The sequence below is a fragment of the Protofrankia sp. Cas4 genome (assembly GCF_963555915.1).
GTDB lineage: Bacteria > Actinomycetota > Actinomycetes > Frankiales > Frankiaceae > Protofrankia.
The window spans coordinates 1-2,637 of sequence record NZ_CAUVXL010000009.1; the positions used below are offsets into that span (position 1 = coordinate 1).

Annotated in this window: 2 protein-coding genes and 1 pseudogene; all 3 read right to left on the minus strand. The window is 62.8% G+C overall.

The window, feature by feature from the left end:
* Window positions 1-415: HEPN domain-containing protein (locus U9979_RS24980; RefSeq protein ID WP_416219123.1), on the minus strand; the 415-nt coding region annotated here is incomplete at its 3' end.
* Between the two features lie 23 nt (window positions 416-438).
* On the minus strand, window positions 439-1,509 hold the full coding sequence (locus U9979_RS00870) for a DUF262 domain-containing protein (RefSeq protein ID WP_322777852.1): 1,071 nt from the start codon (window positions 1,507-1,509) through the stop codon (window positions 439-441).
* A gap of 224 nt (window positions 1,510-1,733) precedes the next feature.
* Window positions 1,734-2,637 (minus strand): annotated as a pseudogene (locus tag U9979_RS00875) (molecular chaperone Hsp90); the annotation flags it as partial.

The following is a 2,637-nucleotide window of genomic DNA, read 5'->3' on the forward strand; positions in this document are numbered from 1 at the left end:
CGATCCGGTGGCGTCGATTCACGAGGAACTCGAGTTCCCTGCGCACTCGTTGGTCATCCTGGTCGAGAAAAGCACGCAGCTCGTTTTCGAGGTCGGTGCCGAAGCGTCGGACAAGCGAGAGCAGGAACTCTGAGCCTGGATGGTTGAGCCGTTCGAAGCTCGCCCGAGCGTAGCTCCTTACGCGACCGCCGGACTTTTCCTCGATGTAACCACGACAGACCTCCGCGACGACTTGTTCAAGATAGCCGCAGCTGCGTACGACAAGTAATCGCGCGAGCCAGCTTCGCACCTCCTCGCTGATGCTGTCGGGCGGTTTCCCGTTGACAGTAGCTGAGAGTTCGTCCAGCCGTCTCCGCAGATCATCAATTTTGCGTGGTGGCCAGCGTAGATTTTGCCGGGGCCATGCCGTTGACATCTCCGCGGTCCCTTATCCGATTGTCAGATCGTGGCGAAGGACTGCGTCGCCAGTGCCAGCCGCGCGCGGACGCTCTCTTCGTCGGCGGTGGCACGGGATATTGCCGCGTCTAGCCGTGGATTTGATGTCAACCGAGAAATCGCCGATGTCACGTCGACGGTGGTGGGAGTCGTACCCACATCCAGTCTGCGGGCAAGGCCTACCAGGATGGCCTCGGTCAACGCTGCGTTGACCTGGTTGCCGCCAGCGCGGAGCGCGCCTCTACCCGGTCCTCTGAATAACAGATCGACTTCGGTCTCGAAGAGCATTTTCAGTCTTTCTGCCGGTAGGTCGTCGAGGTTACGGTGAAGCGCGGCGAAGTCATTCAGGAATCGCCGCAGCGGTCGACGGTAGCTACCTGACTGGACATACAATGCCAGGAACCGGAGGATGATCTCCTGATCACGCAGCCGCGGTGACTCCGTACCGTAGAGTGCCCGCCAGGTCGGGTAGGTGTTCAGACTGGTCAGGAAATCGATCAACTTGCCCGAATAGAGGGCAACGCGGATTTCGTGCGGAGTAAGCTGTGTTCCACCGGTGTTCAGTCGTTCGAATATCTGGTAAACGGCATCCAGCGAAGGCACGGAGCCGTCTGTTTTGACTATCGTTGCCTGAATGAAGGTGTTGTCGAGGGTTCGCCGTGTCTCGTCGTCCAGCTGTTCGTATGTCAGGTTTTGAAATTTCGGAGCGACGTTTTTCAGGGAGAATTCTTTCCCATTGTGTATGCCGCTGTAGAACGACGCGAGCGTACGGATGCGTTGCTGGCCGTCGAGTACCAGATATCGACGATCGGTCTGTTGGACGAAGAAAATACCTGGGATCGGATATCCGAGAAGCAGTGACTCGATGAACCGGTCCATCTGTGGCCGTCGCCAGACGAACCGACGCTGGAAGCCTGCGGTTTCGATGCTCGGGTCATCGGCGCCGCCGAAGCTCGGGATTATGATATCCCCCCGCTTGTATCGGCGTACCAGGCCGTCAACGTCGAAGTCCGAACCGGAATAAGATACCGGCTCGGGGTCGGGGTTGGGCTCTTCGAAGCTGTCGTCGTCCACGACTACGAGCTCCAGGTCCATATCCGGAGCATCGTGAAGGACTCCCGCGGGCGCTGAAGCTGGGTCCTGGTTCACCGGTGACTACTCCTGCTTCTGACTGTTGCTTCTGACTGTGGATACCTGTTCCGATCCTATCGAACGAGATCGAAATATTTTGCCGGGGCATGCCGACAATAGATCATTAATCTGATCTAGAGGATAAAATTGTGGTCCGGAAGTTCTCGTCAGGAGTCGTCAAGGTCGGCTTCGGCCTGACGCTGATCGTCACCGGCCGGTTCGCGCAACGCCTCGGCGATGGCGTGCCGGCGGTCCCAGGTGCCGGCATGCCAGGCCAGGGCCCGCGCCAGCGCGTTCGTTCCGGCACTCGCGTCGACGTGGATCTCCCCCCCGATGCCACCGAGCACCCGCCACGCGACGGGCGTTGGTTCACCGTCGACGTCGGCCACAAGCAGACGCCCATGCGACAGATACGGCGTACCGTCCGGCGCCGTATCCGTCGGTGACGGCGGCGTTGAGACGACGTCACAGTCACCGAGGGACGAAAGCAGCGGTACGCCGAGTACGAGGGATGCCTCGGCCGCTCGGTCCAGCGGCATCCGCAGGGCACCGCGACCGGCCCCGAGCAGCGGCATCAGGTCCGGCGCGTCCACGATCACGGCATCGGATGTCCGCACCACGCCGTTCGGGGTGCGGACGGTCAGCGGAGGGTCGATGCTCCTCGCCGGATCGTGGTCGGGTACCTCCGCGCGGGGGAGCGCCGCGGCGGCGTCAACGGCCGCCATGTACAGCAGGCGCGCCGCCGGCCATGGCACGTCCCGATCGGCATCGCCGAGCCGGTCGAGCAGGTCGAGCACCGCATCCGGATCGCTCAGGACGTCGGCGAGGGTAAGCCTGCAACCGAGGAGGCGCAGCAGGCCGACATCCACCCCCGGCAGCGGGGCAGCCGGGGCGAACAGCCCGTCGAGCAGCGGGTCTGCGCCGGGCAGCGCCAGCTCGGTCGGGGGGAGCACGGTCGTTGATCCGGCGACCGGAAGCAGCGCGTGCCGGGACAGCCACCAACGCGTGTACGACACATCCGCATCGCGGGCATGGCCGCCGGACCCCGGCCGGCGCAATCGGTCGGAGTGC